This is a genomic window from Leptospira paudalimensis (genome assembly GCF_026151345.1).
In the GTDB taxonomy this organism is placed as follows: Bacteria; Spirochaetota; Leptospiria; order Leptospirales; family Leptospiraceae; genus Leptospira_A; species Leptospira_A paudalimensis.
In genome coordinates this window covers 1392546-1407298 of sequence record NZ_JAMQPR010000001.1, presented here as the reverse complement: position 1 = coordinate 1407298, position 14753 = coordinate 1392546, and the positions used below count along the sequence as shown (strand labels likewise).

The following is a 14753-nucleotide window of genomic DNA, read 5'->3' as shown; positions in this document are numbered from 1 at the left end:
AAAATACCAAGTATTTGAGAAAGTCAAGCGTCAAATCCCTCAATGAAAAGGTCCAAATCTAAGATTTGATTCTATATTTTCGAATTCCCATAAATCCATGTATTATGGTCAAAAGGAAAGCGAATAAAGGGTTAAGTTTTTCCCGATTTTTTAACATTCGGAAATGCGCTAACATCACTTTTTTCTTGTTAGATGTTGCAGCCCCCCTCCTGACTCGATACCGAGCCAATATCGCTGAATTTGCATAGGCAACATTACCGTCACGTAGAATATCCAACCAAAGAGCATAGTCATCCCGAAGGCTTTTTAAAGATGGGTCAAAGTATTTTTTTCCAACACTGGGAATATGGAAAATTGCAGTGAGTAATCCAACACGGTTATAAAATAATAAATTTTTGTAAGAATATGTTTTTGATTCTACAATAAACGGCTCACAAAATTCGAATCCATTTTCATCGATGATTCGATAAGAGGAAAACGAAAATGGTGAATTATTTTTTTCCATAAATGGAATCATTTTCTCTAGAAAATCAGACTCCCAAAGATCATCTGCATCCAAAAATGCAATGTATTCACCCTGTGCTAGTTTGATACCTTGGTTCCGAGTATCAGCAGAACCTGAGTTTTTTTCTTTTTGAATAAACTGGATTCGTTTATCTTTAGAAGATAATTCTTTTGCAATCGTTGCTGTTTCATCTTTCGAACAATCATCAACTAACAAGAGTTCCCAATCTTGGAATGATTGTTTAAGTAGTGTATTCACAGATTCTTCTAAATATAACGCAGCATTATAAGCTGGCATGATCACTGAAACTTTAGGCATATATCTTTTCCTATCAAATTAATTCACTTAGCACAAGTGGAATCCTATCTTTCCAATGGTAATTTTGGAATTGGAATGAATTTCGAATTTTGGTTTTGTTTAATACGCTAAAAGAAGGTCTCTTCGCAGGCGTTGGATAGGAGATGGAAGGAATTGGTTTTACTTTGCAATTTTTGTTTACTTGAGAGACAATTTCGAATGCAAAATCATACCAACTTGCAACACCTTCGTTTGAAAAATGAAATATCCCCGAATGGTTCGAAGTTATTGCTTCTAAACTAACCTGTGCTAAATCTCTTGCCCAAGTAGGTGTTCCAATCTGGTCTTCAACAACAGATATTTCGAGCTTTTCACTCGCAAGTCGAAGGATTGTTTTTAAAAAATTTTTCCCATATTTTGAGTAAACCCAGGATGTCCGAAGGATAATTGCACTTTTATCATTTTGCAAAATTAAATCTTCTCCATTCGACTTTGTTTTTCCATATACAGAGAGTGGGTTTTTGGAATCTGTTTCTAGATAGGATGTACATTTTTGTCCATCAAATACAAAATCTGTCGAGATGTGTACGAACTTAATTCCATGTTGATTGCATTTTTCAGAAATAATTCCAGGAGCAAATGTGTTAATGGACCTTGCTGTGGCTATTTCTGATTCCGCTAAATCAACTGCAGTATATGCTACTGCATTGATAATTCCAACAGTTTCTTTTGGTAATAAATTTTCGAAGTATTTTTTGATTTCAATTTCCGATTCAAAATTAACTTCATTTCTACTTATAAAATGAAATTGATATCCCTTTTCCAAATTAGAAATATCTCTCAATTCACTTGCTAACTGACCAGTGGATCCAAATACAACAATTGATTTCATTTAATATTTAATAGATCGTTTCGTTTAGAATTCGAAACAAGTATTGTCCATAACCATTCTTTTTTAAAGGAATTGCTAGTTCTTCCAATTCTTTCCTTGAAATATAGCCCTTTCTAAAAGCAATTTCTTCAGGACAAGCAATCTTTAGTCCCTGCCTACGTTCAACGGTTTCTACGAAAGTTGAGGCTTCCAACAAAGATTCATGAGTGCCTGTATCTAACCAAGCAAAACCTCTTCCCATGAGTTGTACGTCTAACTTCCCTTTTTCGAGGTAAATTTTATTCAAATCAGTGATTTCTAATTCACCACGATTGGATGGCTTAACTGACTTGGCATATTCCACTACATTTTCATCATAGAAATAAAGACCTGTGACGGCGTAATTACTTTTGGGAACTTTGGGTTTCTCTTCTATAGATACTGCTTTTCTATGTTCATCAAATTCCACTACTCCATACCTTTCTGGATCATTTACATGGTAAGCAAAAACAGTAGCACCGCTTCCCTTTTTGACAGCAGCAGACAAATTCTCTTCCATTCCATGCCCAAAAAAAATATTATCTCCCAATATCAATGAACATGCTTCTCCCCCATTTAAAAAACGTTCACCTATTAAAAATGCTTGTGCTAGTCCATCAGGCGATGGTTGCACTTCGTAATAAAGGTTAATTCCCCATTGTTTGCCATCACCTAACATTTCCTTAAATAGTGGAGTAGACTCAGGTGTCGAGATGATTAAAATATCACGAATTCCAGCTAGCAACAAAGTACTAAGTGGATAATAGATCATTGGCTTATCATAAATAGGGAGTAATTGTTTACAGACAACTTTTGTAACAGGATAAAGGCGTGTACCAGATCCGCCTGCTAAAATAATTCCTTTCATATTCAATTTGATTCCTTATACTGCAACTCATAATATTGATTATATTGACCTGAAATAATTTCTTCCCACCAAACTTTATTGTTTAGATACCAATCTATGGTTTCTTCGATTGCAACTTCGAATTTATAAATAGGTTTCCAACCTATTTCAGTCTCAATCTTTTTCGGATCAATCGCATAACGAAAGTCATGCCCAGGACGGTCCTTCACAAACTTGATCAAATTTCTATGGGGTTTACCTTCAGGATGTTTTTTATCCATTATTTCGCAAATAAAATTAACAATTTCTAAGTTTGTTTTTTCATTGCGTGTTCCTATATTATAAGTTTCTCCAAACTTACCTTTTTTCATCACCATATTAATAGCCAAACAATGGTCTTTGACATATAACCAATCGCGAATATTCTCACCAGTACCGTACACTGGCAGTGATTTTCCTCTTAGGCAATTCAGAATCATGAGTGGAATTAATTTTTCAGGAAAATGAAATGGTCCGTAATTATTGGAACAATTCGTTGTAATGACAGGCATATGGTAAGTATGGAAATAAGACCTTACCAAATGATCAGAACCTGCTTTTGATGCTGAATATGGCGAATTAGGAGCATATGGCGTTAATTCAGTAAATGCTCCATCTTTCCCTAATGTTCCAAATACTTCATCTGTTGAGACATGTAAAAAAACTTTTAATGAATTCTTTTCATAAAGTTTTTTTCCTAACTCCAACATATAAAATGTCCCAAGAACATTTGTTTTCACAAATTCTTCTGGTCCTAAGATGGACCTGTCAACATGTGACTCGGCAGCGAAGTGGGCAATTTCATTGATTTCGATTTGGTTTGCGAGATTTAAAACTTTTTCTTTATCAGTGATATCTAATTTAATGAATTGGAATCTAGTATCATTTAACCATCGTTCAAGATTTTTTAGATTACCGGCGTATGTAAGTTTGTCTACAACGGTAACTTTTACATCCTCACCTGATTCCAGTAAAGTATGAACAAAATTTGAACCTATAAATCCGGCTCCGCCAGTAACTAAAATGTTTCTTTGTTTTGACATATAAGTGAAAATTCTTCCTTATCTAAATCAATCTTGCTTAAAAAGGACTTTTGAAATCTTTAAAGAAAGGTAACACTTTATCTTTCTCAGATAAAATACATTCATGATACGGAATACCCCAATTTATGTTTAAAGTTGGGTCATTAAAAATGACTCCACCTTCACTTTCCTTCGAGTATTCATTTGTAACTTTGTATAAAAATTCGGTGTTGTCTTCTAGGGTAATAAATCCGTGTAAAAAACCAGAAGGAACCCAAAAAATTTCGTGGTTTTTCTCTGTTAGTTTTACCGAGACATGGTCACCATAAGTGGGTGAATCCTTTCTAATATCAACAATGACATCCAAAACTGAACCTCTAACTACTCTTACCAATTTACCTTGGTCGTGGGGAGGAGATTGGAAGTGTAAACCTCTCAAAACATTTTTACCTGACTTAGAATGGTTGTCTTGTGAAAAGATTTTAGGAATTCCCAATTTTTCATAGTCAGATGACTTAAAAGATTCGAAAAAAAATCCTCTATCATCACCATGTACCTTGGGAAATATTAAGACAGGTCCTTTGATCGGGAAAACTTCTGTTTGCATTCTTTAATTTGCCACCAACTTCTTGTAATCATTTTAAAAATGAGTCCTACGCATAGAAAAAATCGATCCAATGAAACGAATCACGAAAACGTTTTTATGAAAACCTGTTCTAGAATGTAATTGACGAAAGTTATATTTGCATTTTCCTTAAATTGACTAACAAAGTCACAATCAAAATGCCAAATAAACCGAAAGTCAGCGTTTGTATTGCAACCTATAACGGTGAAAAGTATATCTCCGAACAACTAAATTCAATTTTAAATCAACTCTCCGCAGAGGATGAAATCATTATTTCTGATGATTCCTCTACAGACGGTACATGTGAGATTCTAAAAAAATACGCAAGTAGCGACAAACGCATACAACTTTTTCTAAACCAGAAATTCAAAGATCCAATTCAAAATTTTCAAAATGCATTGTACAAAGTTTCAGGTGAATTCATTTTTTTATCTGACCAAGATGATGTTTGGATGGAAAACAAAGTCACTTCCGTCATGAAAAAACTAGAAAGTTTTGATTTGGTCATCCATGACTCAATTGTAACGGATGAAAAACTGATCCAAATGTATCCTTCTTTTTTTCAATACTTTGGATCCAAACAAGGAATATTCAAAAACGTTTTGAGAAGCTCTTATTATGGATCTTGTATGGCATTCCGAAAATCTTTATTGGACCAAGCTTTACCCTTTCCTAAAACAAAGGAAATTGGACATGACCTTTGGATTGGATTAGTGGCGGAGTTAACTGGTAAAGTTTTATTCCTAAAAGAACCTTACTTACTTTATAGAAGGCATGCAGAAACATTTACCATGCGCGGAATAGGTGGAAAAAAAAGACCAATTTATAAAATGGCTCTTGGACGTTTCATTATGTTCGTTGAAATATTAAAGTTTTTAGCTAAGTACAAATTTAATAGTTCAAAAAATAAATAAGAACTTTACTTTTTATTCACCAAGCGAAGGTTTAATTTTATCCTCAAATAACCCTAAGGCAGATGCAATCGTTTCATGCATGTCAAAGTATTTATAATCACCTAACCTACCACTAATGTAGACATTTTTCAAACTTTGTGCTTCTTCGCGGTATTTTTTTACTAAGTTTGAATTTTTTTCATCATTGATTGGATAATAAGGATTGGTTCCATCATCTAAAGATGAGAATTCCTTTATAGTCAAAGTTTTTTGTCCGTATGTCCTTTCTGGATGTAAGTGCCTAGGTTCATGAATCCTTGTGTACGGAACCGATTCTTCAGCAAAATTCATAACGGAAGTACCTAAATAATCTTCATATGGATGCACTTCCGATTCAAATCGAAGTGTTCTATATTCAAGTTTACCAAATTTATAATCAAAAAATTGATCCAATGGTCCGCTATAAACTAGGATGGCATCCTTTGAAATTTTGTCTTTGATATCAAAATAATTTGTATTCAATTGAGTCGTGATGAGTGGATTAGATAACATACGTTCAAATATCTTTCCATATCCATCCTTTGGGATTCCTTGCCAACGACTGTAATAATAACTTTCATTATAATTTTTTCGAATTGGTAGACGATTTAGTATAAATTCAGGTAAATCCTTTGGATCTTTATTCCATTGTTTCTTTGTATAACCACGAATAAAAGCTTCATATAGTGGTCTACCGATCAAAGAGATTGCCTTCTCTTCAAAATTCTTTGGAGGTGAATCTATTTTATCTTTTGCCTTTTCTTTTGCTAAAAAATCATCTACTTCAAATGGCTTTAAGTTTACATTATAAAACTGGTTAATTGTCTCCAAATTAATAGGCATTTGGTAAACTTTATTTTTATAAGTAGTTAAGACTTGGTGAAAGTAATTATTGAATTCTGTAAATTTATGAATGTAGCTCCATACTTTTTCATTTGAAGTATGGAATATATGAGTTCCATACGTATGAAATTCAATCCCTGTTACGGGATCAATCTCGGAAAAACAATTTCCACCGATATGGTTTCTCTTTTCAATGACTAGGACTTTCCTCTTTAGCTCAGAAGCTACTCGTTCTGCGATCACAGAACCAAAAAAACCTGAGCCAACTACAACTACCGAATACTGAGAATAATCCATAGAATTAATAAATTTAGCTTTAAGGATACATCAAGAGATTTTTATTCTGAAGAAGAGAAAAATGAACACTTCAAAAATTATATTGATCAAAAATGACTTTTCTTAAGACAATGAAAAGGTAAGTTATTTAACCAATGTTGAGTTATACTAAAAAAAGTAATTTGATCATTTGCAAAGAACATCTGTTAAAGTTATTATTTTTCTTTGTAAATACGAGAGTATTTAAAAAAATATTTTTAAACAAAATACCAAAGATTTATAATTCAATATCGTTCACAAACAAATCAACAAATCGCTTGGTTTTGTTTTCCACTTATAACACCGATGGGAAAATGAAAGAGAGCTTACTCTTTTATCTATCAAATTTAAAAGAGTTAAAAACAGATATCGTTCTTATTGACACATCTCCCTACAGCCTACCAGAGGAAATAGAAAAAATTAAACCTTTCTTGAGGAAATATATCTGGAGAGAAAATTTAGGTTATGATTTTGGATCTTGGAAAGTTGGTTTATCAGAAATACATGACTGGAAAGAATATAACCAAATCATCATCACAAATGATAGTATTTTTGGTCCCATTCATCCACTCCTTCCTATTTTCGAAACATTCAATTCACAAGACATCGATATTTGGGGTTTAACTGATTCTTACGAACTATCGTATCATTTAATGAGTTATTTTTTAGTATTTCAAAACAAAATCATTCAATCCAAGGAATTTGAAAACTTCTGGAATTCAATGGTGTATTTTCCAACAACTTGGAAAAAATTTTTAATTTTGTCTTATGAAGTGGGCGGCACGGAATATTGGAAAAAATATAATTTTAAGACCAGTACGTACATCAAATTTGAAAACCTGACACAGCCGATTTTTAAAAATTATTATAACAACCCTACCCACGTATTTTGGGAAAAAATCATCTCTGAAAATTCATTCCCTTTCATTAAAAAGGATCTAATCAGAACTTTAATTTCTGCCAATGAGTTTGAAACAGTCCAAAATGTTTTAGGAAAATACAATCCTACAATTCTTAAATTTATCGAAAAAGAAAATTCAATTAGTTAGAACGAAATCTTAATAACAGCTGTATTATATTTTTAATCAATCCAGGCATTCTCTCAAATAATATCCTTTTTACCATATATTGAAACGTTACTTTCCCAAGTATAAAATCAAATGCTACTTTTTGCTCCAATGACCAGGATTGACTTGAAACTCCAGAATTATCGTTAATCGAAATTGGCAAATCTACATATTGATAATATTTTTCATCAATCGACCTTAGAAAAATATAATCAGAAATAATTAGTTTTTTTGTCTCAAGATATGGTCCACGTTTTTTATGTAAGGATGATCGATAGACCAAAGACTGGTGTAAAATATAACCCTTTGTTAAATTTGCATGACCTTTTATAAGAATGTCTGGATTTTCTTTTAAATTGCAAAGAAACCAATTTCCATAAACTACCTGAATTTCTTCCGAAATAGGTATTTTAAATAATTGACTGATTGTATCTTTATCTGCCAATCGATCTCCAGCATTCAATATACAAATCCACTCACCAGTAGCAAGGGACACACCTTTGTTAATTGCATTATAAATACCGGAATCCTTTTCGCTGATCCAAGTGTTAATTTTTGCTCCATACGATTGAATGAGCTCAACGCTACCATCTGTCGATCCACCATCAATCACTATATATTCTATGTTAGAATAGGTTTGTTTGATCACACTTTCTATTGTATGTTTCAAAAATGAATGATTGTTTAAAACAATCGTAATGATGGATAATTTTGGATTTAATTCAGCCATAGAAGTTAATTTAATGATTCTTAATTATAAGTTTCAAAATGAAAAAGCGCAAGGTCAGCAAACTTATGTCGATTCCAGACTCTCTCCATATTGTATGAATTGCACTATAATCATTGTTATCGGTAAAATAAAAATGGGTAAAAATTCAGTAAATATCCTATATTCATATATATTCGCTGTATATAGGAAAATCAAAAGAATCACTAAACCGATTGGTAATGTTTTACGAATTCTTAATGGTAATATTGATACATTCTGTTTCCTAAACAGTGGAAACATTAATAGGATAGGAAAAATTAAAAAAGAAAAACGATAATATGGTTCAAAGAAAATTGGATTCTTTATTTCATAAGGAATGGAAAGAAAAAATTCTATATTTGACCAATACTGATCCTGATAAACTTCTCCCCCTTTCATCGAAAACAAATACTTTAAAAGTAACTTAATTGATACCCAAATTATTAATAATAAACCAATTCTTCTTAATAATTTATAAATCCCCAATGACTGGAAGTTTACCAAAAAATAAATGAATGCAAATATAAGTGATGTCTCTCTATTGAAGGTTGCAAAAGAAAAAAAGAGAACAAAAGGTGTAAACTTTCCTTTTTGCAAAAAATACAAAAAAATCACATTAGCAAGGAGTGCATATGTATCATATAAAAAATATAATGGCATATACCTTGGTAAAAATGCAAACCAAGGAATTGTCAACATCAGTAGTCCAGAAGCTATTATTCCAAACTGTTTTCCTCTTATACAAACCCCAAGCTTATAAAAAATCTCAAAGACTAAAAAAAAGGCAACCAATTCCAATAGGTATACTGCTTCCTCTGGAGTGATATGGAATAACAAAGTGAGTGATTTAGAAATCCAACTCGTGAGTGCCCTTGAAACAAATGGTTGAGAGAAATTTTGATTCACAAAATTCTCATGACCTATGAAATTAAAATTAAGCTGATGATGGTATCCTGTAAATAAAATGGAAATCATCAAAAAGAAAAACAATCTTATTACATTAAATCGATTTAACAAAGGCATTGTGGGTTAAATTTTAAGACAAATATAAGTCTTTGATTCTCTCTTCTTTTCCAGTTTCCAAATTCAGCAAACTAAGTTCTGATATCAATCGAAGTTGTTCTTCTCTAACAGACAAATAAGTTAAATTTCCATTTTTATCCCTCGATTCACGTGAAGGATTATCCATAAAAACCTCACTTACTGATCTCAATTGGAAGCGACTTGAAAAGTCCTTTCTAACAAAAAAAGCATTGTTACAGATATTATTTGTCCCGACAAATTCATACCCTTTTTTGGCGCATAAATCTGTTAATGCGGGAAGTGAGGCTCCATAATACAAACCGGAAAAATGAGAATTGAATCGATAGAATTTTTCCTCATATGGAATTGTCACTTTCTTTTCTTTTCCAAATAAATTATTAAATTCCAAAATGATTATAATTGGAGAAATTGAGTGAATCGAATCCAAAATCCAATAATCATTGCCATCAATATCAATACTTAATATTCCAATTTGACCAGTAAAACCATTAGATTCAAAAATTTGATTTATATTATCTTTATTAATAAATTGATTAACAGCAGTTAATGAATTTTGCCAGAAATAATTCTGCCTTTTAACATATTCAATATTTTGTTTTGAACCATCAATGATCAAACCTTTCCAATGTTGGTTCATCATTAAAAATCGTGTATTGGATTCGGAATAATTTTCTACACCAAATTCTATATAGGACTTCGGAATTTCAGGGATTTTATTGATAAGGTACTGAATCAGTCCATCCTCATTCCATTGCGAAAACACTTTATAACCGTTCTCCGCAAATGTTCCATTTGGAAATCTTTGATTCAATTTTTGGTGTAATTCCCCGATAGAAATTTGCAAATTTTCAATTTTTTCATTTAGAGCATATTGATGATCTAAAACTTCACCCAGGAAAATTCTCATAATCTTCTTTATTGCGGCTTTAAAAATTTTTTTCATTTTTTTATAAGATTGTATATTGCTATTTTAACTTTCAGTGATAAGTGGTTTAAGAATGCGGGATAAAAGAAAACTTCTACGAATTTTTGATAAAACCTAATAATATCCTTCTTCTTTGGATGAACAAGTGGAAATTTTATTGGTTCAGATTGTAAATTTGCAAATTGTGAGTCTTCATCCAGGGTGTGAGTACCATCACTACGAAATCCTAAGTTTGCAATTAAATTAACACTTGGCATTATGGAGATTCGATTATGTTTCCAATTGTGGAACGTCCATTGGTGATCCCATGTATCAACATGTCCGTTTGCAGATTCCGTTATCCATTGAATCCAAAATTTCCTAGCTCTTCTGTTTTTTAAGTTTTGATTCACAACGGTTTTGACAACTTCCGAGTCTATGCCCGATGATTGGTAACCTGACCAAGACCTTCTCCATGTTGCCCAACCCCAAATATGAAAATAAGATGAGTAAAAATAAGAGTCTTTCAAATGTATTTTATTTCGAAAAAAATTATCACCAGAAATCATTCCGATCTGATGATCATCTTTATACTTTATCAGTAATTCCTCACAAAATGGGAAAAAACTTAGATCAGGATAACAATCATCTTCCAAAATGATACCCATTTCTTCCTTGGAAAAAAACCAAGTAATTGCCGAGCTAACCCCTTCTCGGCATCCATGATTTAAATCAGAAAATTTTACTTCATAAGGAATCGATGTTGGTATCAGTGAAACTAGATTTCTAACTCGTTCTACCTTCTCGTGTTCTCCCAGTTTATTATTTCTCGCACCATCTACTGCGAAATAAATTTTCGAAGGTTTTGCTTCTATCATCCTCCTTAATGTCAATTCTGCTAAATCAGGACGATTAAACGCTATCAAGAGAACAGGAACACTCATTTGGAACGTAATCCTTTGACGATACTTTTTATTGCTAAATCAATACGGATGGAATCGATAGGAATAAGAGAACCATTTTTAAAAGAATCATACACTATCTTCTGATGTTTAACAATGGTCATATCAATGATAGGAGGAAAAAAAACAGTTAGATTTTTATATTGTTTTGGATATGGTACAAATCGAAAAGCATGATTGCCATTAGAAAAACAATATACTTTTGAAACTCCAGTGCCCATTGCCATATGTAAACCACTTGAATCCATCGTTAAAACAATTTTTGAATTCCCAATGGTATTAATTGTTTCGGAGAGTGTGAGCTTGCCGCATAAATTTACGACTCTTTCTGAAATTTGACTCAATTCTTCACCTAATTTGAATTCTGAATGTCCCCCAATTAGATTTATTCGATCTATACCTCGACTCTCAATTGATTTCACTATATAACTTAAATTTTCCTTTGAAAATTGACGAGTTTTAGAGCTGGAACCAATAAAAAATGAAATTACATTCTCTGAATGTAATTTACGTTCAAACGGCAATGAAAATTTCACTTTAGAAAATACTGGGTCTAAATTTTTGAAAAAAAACAAGTTTCTATCAAATTCAAAATCTATATCCCTGTCCGATTTGATAATATGTGAATATGATAAATCATTCTTTATTTTAAGTTCCGTTATATGGTTTAAATCATCGCCAAACGGGGTGTATTTGAATTTTGCCCTAAGTGGTAAAAGCAAAAAATCAATCAATAAATTTCGAGAATATGTCGGTTGCACAATCGAATGAATGCGAAAGCTATTCAGTAAAGAAAGAATTCCGTATCGATAGAATATATTATTCTGCAAGGAATTTATATTTACCCAAATTACCTTATCTATTGTAGAATGATCATAACTTTCAAAAATATTTTTCCAAGCAATATTTCCAACCAATACAATCCTTCGTTTTTGGTTGAATGCAGAATCCTTAAAATCTTTTAAAAAATTTCTAAAAAGTATGTAATCTCCAATATTATCAATTTTACATATTAAAGTTACTTCCTCCCTAAAAATAGAAAAAATTCTGAACAAACTCGCTAAAAAAATGAAAATACTTCTAATCATTTGCCTGATAAACACTTACTTGTTTTTTGAAAATACTTTTTATATTTAAAAATCTTATCTCAAGTAAACTTCCAAATTGAAGGAATAAAAGAGGATGCAAACTTCTAAACAAAACCAAAAACAATGTATTAGCACAAAATTGTGAAATGAGAGTAGCAAATGCTGCACCAACAATTCCAAATTCAGGAATCCAGAAAAAATTTAAAATAATATTGACCAATAGTCCAAAAAAGCTTTTGAATATCGTCAGCTTTTGCAAATTCTCTAAAATATAATAATTACTTCCAGCTACACCCAAAAATACAAACAAAGATGCCCATATATGAATTTTTAAAACCGAGGATGAATTAAAATATTCATACCCATAAATATTAACGATTACATAGTCTGCGGCAAATTGAGTGATACATGCTCCTAACAGTGCCATCCAAAATACAATACTATGCAAAATTGCAAATCGTCTCTTATAGTGAATTGACAAGTCCTTCTTCAATGCTATCAAATGGGGAAAAAATGAAGAAGAAATTCCGATAGGAATAAAATACCAAAACTCACTTAGCCGTACACCGACACTATAAATACCCAATTGCTCATCACCTAACATAGACCCAATCATTATTTGATCTACTTTCATATAAACAATGATCGCAAACCCAGACACCAAAATTGGAAATGATTCTTTAAGTATCGATTTAATTGTTTCTAATTTGGGACGGAAATTCAAAAATGCAGGATGATGTAAACGATAGTAAAAAAACAAAGAAAGATTGGCAATAATACCTTCTGCAGCAAAGGAGACAAAAATCCAATTAAAACTTAAATTTAAATAAACCAACAAAACTCGAATGAATGAAAAGGAAAAAAAAATAAGATTATCAATTATAACTACTTTTTTAATTTCTAAATTGGATTCATAAACATACTTTACGACCGAAAATGAACGAAACAATAATGGGATCCCCAAAATCATTAATAATTGAAATAAATCTGCTTCATTTCGAAGAATTTGAAGGAATAAAAAGGATAATAGAAACGATAATAAACCAAATACAGAATGAAACCAAAAGGAAGCAGATAGAATTTCATTTTTCTGCTCTGGTTCAGAAACTAAAAATTTTACCAATATTCCTTCAGATCCAAAGGAAACAAAAATTCCAAATAAAACAATGATCGAATTAACATAATTATATTTACCAAACCATTCCGGACCAAGGTATCTTACAATCATTACACTGATTGTAAAGCCAACAATGAGCTTAAAAACTTTGTCGAAAAAAAACCAGATTGAATTAAAAAAAATAGCTTTCAATGAACTAACTTTGCATAAGCATTAAAAATGACTTTTGACAGATATAAAATAAATAAAGCGGGTAACATCGGTCCCAATACTGTCGGCTGAAAGACACCATATATTAAAATAAATAATAATCCATAAAATATGGCAAAATCAATTGGATCTTTACTTTTCAATGATACGGAATAGAATGAAAAGAATAATCCAAATAAGATTCCAAATATAGAAACTGCAATCAATCCACCATCACGGTACATTGTGAAAAAAATAGATCCATATGCATTAAATAATAGAGGTTTTAAATATTCATCATACCCTACCAGGAAATTTTGGTGTAAATATCCGCCGACTATATCAGTTTGCGACAACCATTTGAATCCAAATTGATTGATTATTGGAATAAAATATCGTTCCACTCCTCCAAAGGTTGATAAACCATAAGTGTATTCATGAAGAATCGAGTTTGGATTTTTTAGTTCCGTATCAAATATGATAAAAGATTCTGTATGGTAAGTGATAACATAAGTTTCAAAGATCTTTGTAAAATTTGAATCACCTCTATTATTTGTAACCTTCACCACTGTAAAAAGTAAAATTGTAATGAATGCTAAAGTTGAAAGAATGACTCTCCTTTTTTCATGAAGATTCCGAATTTTACCAGATAAGAAAAAATAAAATACCAAAGATAGAATCAAATAGTGATAACCAAATCTTCCAAACATCATTAGTGCATCCAAAACAATCAAGATGGTTCCAAGAGCCAATAATCCTTTCTTCTTACGATTTATGAAATAAGAAAAACCTGCAAAAAAAATCACAAACTGTAATGGCCCCATTATAAAAGCGTGTGCCTTTGCAAAAAGGATTGAATTGAAAAATAATGAAGATGTTCCCGTCATTAGCCCAAAAACATCACTTCTGTAGTAAGAAGGTGTCATTACAAAACTAATTAAATAAATTGCCCGAAGAGTAAAAATCAGTTGTATCGGCAATAAAACGAATAAAGTCAAATTAGATAAAAAACGATATAAATAAGCACTAACATTAAGATTGGATTTCTTCAATTGTATGAATTGTAACAACTTTTCAGTTAAAAGAAAACTGATCACAAAAAAAGCAAAAAACAAAAAGTATACTAATTGAGTTTCACTAGATAGCAAAAACAAACCAGATAACGAAAAATAAGTGATTACGTTTAGAATCCCCCACCAGGTTAATGTAATAAGTAAACCCATCCCTTGTTTACTAAAATACGAAACCAGTAGAATCAAAAAAATATAAAAGGAAAGAGTAACTAACATCTATTTTTGA

15 protein-coding genes are annotated in these 14753 nt (G+C 31.5%); 2 read left to right on the top strand and 13 right to left on the bottom strand.

Features of this window, described 5'->3' with window-relative positions:
• Positions 1 to 58: 58 nt before the first annotated feature.
• The 5 genes from ND855_RS06500 to rfbC are packed head-to-tail and all read right to left on the bottom strand — an operon-like array spanning position 59 to position 4227.
• Positions 59 to 823: a glycosyltransferase family 2 protein gene (locus ND855_RS06500; protein WP_265357695.1), complete on the bottom strand. Its 765-nt coding sequence runs from the start codon at positions 821 to 823 to the stop codon at positions 59 to 61.
• Between the two features lie 13 nt (positions 824 to 836).
• Positions 837 to 1694: a dTDP-4-dehydrorhamnose reductase gene (rfbD, locus tag ND855_RS06495; RefSeq protein ID WP_265357694.1), complete on the bottom strand. Its 858-nt coding sequence runs from the start codon at positions 1692 to 1694 to the stop codon at positions 837 to 839.
• A 7-nt stretch (positions 1695 to 1701) separates the two neighbouring features.
• Positions 1702 to 2580 (bottom strand): glucose-1-phosphate thymidylyltransferase RfbA, encoded by an 879-nt coding sequence (gene rfbA / locus ND855_RS06490; RefSeq protein ID WP_265357693.1) that lies wholly within the window; start codon positions 2578 to 2580, stop codon positions 1702 to 1704.
• Between the two features lie 2 nt (positions 2581 to 2582).
• Entirely contained in the window at positions 2583 to 3641 is a 1059-nt protein-coding gene (rfbB, locus tag ND855_RS06485; RefSeq protein ID WP_265357692.1) for a dTDP-glucose 4,6-dehydratase, read from the bottom strand.
• Between the two features lie 37 nt (positions 3642 to 3678).
• The gene (gene rfbC / locus ND855_RS06480) at positions 3679 to 4227 is read right to left on the bottom strand and encodes a dTDP-4-dehydrorhamnose 3,5-epimerase (RefSeq protein WP_265357691.1); all 549 of its coding nucleotides are present in this window, start codon (positions 4225 to 4227) and stop codon (positions 3679 to 3681) included.
• A gap of 176 nt (positions 4228 to 4403) precedes the next feature.
• Here rfbC and ND855_RS06475 point away from each other — a divergent pair, with 176 nt between their 5' ends.
• Positions 4404 to 5159 (top strand): glycosyltransferase family 2 protein, encoded by a 756-nt coding sequence (locus ND855_RS06475; RefSeq protein WP_265357690.1) that lies wholly within the window; start codon positions 4404 to 4406, stop codon positions 5157 to 5159.
• Positions 5160 to 5171: 12 nt separating this feature from the next.
• Here ND855_RS06475 and glf read toward each other — a convergent pair whose 3' ends face one another.
• The gene (gene glf / locus ND855_RS06470; protein WP_265357689.1) at positions 5172 to 6317 is read right to left on the bottom strand and encodes a UDP-galactopyranose mutase; all 1146 of its coding nucleotides are present in this window, start codon (positions 6315 to 6317) and stop codon (positions 5172 to 5174) included.
• 332 nt (positions 6318 to 6649) lie between these two features.
• Here glf and ND855_RS06465 point away from each other — a divergent pair, with 332 nt between their 5' ends.
• On the top strand, positions 6650 to 7384 hold the full coding sequence (locus tag ND855_RS06465; protein ID WP_265357688.1) for a rhamnan synthesis F family protein: 735 nt from the start codon (positions 6650 to 6652) through the stop codon (positions 7382 to 7384).
• Here the strand turns inward: ND855_RS06465 and ND855_RS06460 are convergent.
• The 7 genes from ND855_RS06460 to ND855_RS06430 form a co-directional block, all read right to left on the bottom strand.
• Positions 7377 to 8132, bottom strand: coding sequence for a glycosyltransferase family 2 protein (locus ND855_RS06460; protein WP_265357687.1), 756 nt, complete (start codon positions 8130 to 8132; stop codon positions 7377 to 7379). The two genes, ND855_RS06465 and ND855_RS06460, sit on opposite strands and share 8 nt — an antisense overlap.
• Positions 8133 to 8195: 63 nt before the next feature.
• A complete protein-coding gene (locus tag ND855_RS06455; RefSeq protein ID WP_265357686.1) occupies positions 8196 to 9056 on the bottom strand; it encodes a hypothetical protein in 861 nt (286 codons plus the stop codon).
• 130 nt (positions 9057 to 9186) lie between these two features.
• Positions 9187 to 10101 carry a hypothetical protein gene (locus tag ND855_RS06450; protein ID WP_265357685.1) on the bottom strand — a complete coding sequence of 305 codons (915 nt, stop codon included), beginning with the start codon at positions 10099 to 10101 and terminating at the stop codon, positions 9187 to 9189.
• A 32-nt stretch (positions 10102 to 10133) separates the two neighbouring features.
• Positions 10134 to 11042: a hypothetical protein gene (locus tag ND855_RS06445; RefSeq protein WP_265357684.1), complete on the bottom strand. Its 909-nt coding sequence runs from the start codon at positions 11040 to 11042 to the stop codon at positions 10134 to 10136.
• A complete protein-coding gene (locus tag ND855_RS06440; RefSeq protein ID WP_265357683.1) occupies positions 11039 to 12148 on the bottom strand; it encodes a glycosyltransferase family 9 protein in 1110 nt (369 codons plus the stop codon). Before ND855_RS06440 ends, ND855_RS06445 begins: the two co-directional genes overlap by 4 nt.
• Positions 12141 to 13457 carry a flippase gene (locus tag ND855_RS06435; protein WP_265357682.1) on the bottom strand — a complete coding sequence of 439 codons (1317 nt, stop codon included), beginning with the start codon at positions 13455 to 13457 and terminating at the stop codon, positions 12141 to 12143. Before ND855_RS06435 ends, ND855_RS06440 begins: the two co-directional genes overlap by 8 nt.
• On the bottom strand, positions 13454 to 14743 hold the full coding sequence (locus ND855_RS06430) for an O-antigen polymerase (RefSeq protein WP_265357681.1): 1290 nt from the start codon (positions 14741 to 14743) through the stop codon (positions 13454 to 13456). Before ND855_RS06430 ends, ND855_RS06435 begins: the two co-directional genes overlap by 4 nt.
• Positions 14744 to 14753 lie beyond the last annotated feature (10 nt).

Bases quoted from the DNA above. Each gene is read 5' to 3' on its own strand.
- ND855_RS06500 (WP_265357695.1), bottom strand. From the start codon at position 823: ATGCCTAAAGTTTCAGTGATCATGCCAGCTTATAATGCTGCGTTATAT.
- rfbD (WP_265357694.1), bottom strand. From the start codon at position 1,694: ATGAAATCAATTGTTGTATTTGGATCCACTGGTCAGTTAGCAAGTGAA.
- rfbA (WP_265357693.1), bottom strand. From the start codon at position 2,580: ATGAAAGGAATTATTTTAGCAGGCGGATCTGGTACACGCCTTTATCCT.
- rfbB (WP_265357692.1), bottom strand. From the start codon at position 3,641: ATGTCAAAACAAAGAAACATTTTAGTTACTGGCGGAGCCGGATTTATA.
- rfbC (WP_265357691.1), bottom strand. From the start codon at position 4,227: ATGCAAACAGAAGTTTTCCCGATCAAAGGACCTGTCTTAATATTTCCC.
- ND855_RS06475 (WP_265357690.1), top strand. From the start codon at position 4,404: ATGCCAAATAAACCGAAAGTCAGCGTTTGTATTGCAACCTATAACGGT.
- glf (WP_265357689.1), bottom strand. From the start codon at position 6,317: ATGGATTATTCTCAGTATTCGGTAGTTGTAGTTGGCTCAGGTTTTTTT.
- ND855_RS06465 (WP_265357688.1), top strand. From the start codon at position 6,650: ATGAAAGAGAGCTTACTCTTTTATCTATCAAATTTAAAAGAGTTAAAA.
- ND855_RS06460 (WP_265357687.1), bottom strand. From the start codon at position 8,132: ATGGCTGAATTAAATCCAAAATTATCCATCATTACGATTGTTTTAAAC.
- ND855_RS06450 (WP_265357685.1), bottom strand. From the start codon at position 10,101: ATGAGAATTTTCCTGGGTGAAGTTTTAGATCATCAATATGCTCTAAAT.
- ND855_RS06445 (WP_265357684.1), bottom strand. From the start codon at position 11,042: ATGAGTGTTCCTGTTCTCTTGATAGCGTTTAATCGTCCTGATTTAGCA.
- ND855_RS06440 (WP_265357683.1), bottom strand. From the start codon at position 12,148: ATGATTAGAAGTATTTTCATTTTTTTAGCGAGTTTGTTCAGAATTTTT.
- ND855_RS06430 (WP_265357681.1), bottom strand. From the start codon at position 14,743: ATGTTAGTTACTCTTTCCTTTTATATTTTTTTGATTCTACTGGTTTCG.